Source organism: Oleiphilus sp. HI0132, assembly GCF_001635845.1.
Genome location: NZ_LWGJ01000525.1, coordinates 1 through 447 on the forward strand (window position 1 = coordinate 1; position 447 = coordinate 447).

Sequence of the window (447 nt, forward strand, 5' to 3'; positions counted from 1 at the left end):
TACTTGCTCGTAATGTACCAGTCAGGTAGCTCGGAAAAGCCAAGAAAATTAGACAAGGAGGTCGAAGATTGAGACGCCTGCTTGATGTTTGCGCAGCCGCCTAGACTTAGGGCGAAGGTAAATGTCAATAGGACAAAAGCAAGCCTAATGCGGTAAAAAAGACGTTCCACTATACGTATCCATCACAAAAATTAAACGTCGCACAAAGATGTACAAGGCATGTACAAAAGCACTTCTCAAGGACTGCATAGACTACCAGTATGTGCTTACCGTTTTCAGTGACGTAGTCCTTAAAATAGCAGTTATCTAAGCGGTTTAGCTTTCTTCTAGTGAACGCATGCCGCTAGTATTAAAGCCACCATCAACAAATAATACTTCTCCGCTAATTCCGCTAGCTAGATCTGAGCATAAAAAAGCAGCAGCATTGCCAACTTCGTCAATAGTCAC

The 447-nt window shown here is 42.7% G+C and carries 1 protein-coding gene; it reads right to left on the reverse strand.

Features of this window, described 5'->3' with window-relative positions; genetic code table 11:
* Positions 1-315 precede the first annotated feature (315 nt).
* Positions 316-447: SDR family oxidoreductase (locus A3766_RS28770; RefSeq protein ID WP_156508731.1), on the reverse strand; the 132-nt coding region annotated here is incomplete at its 5' end.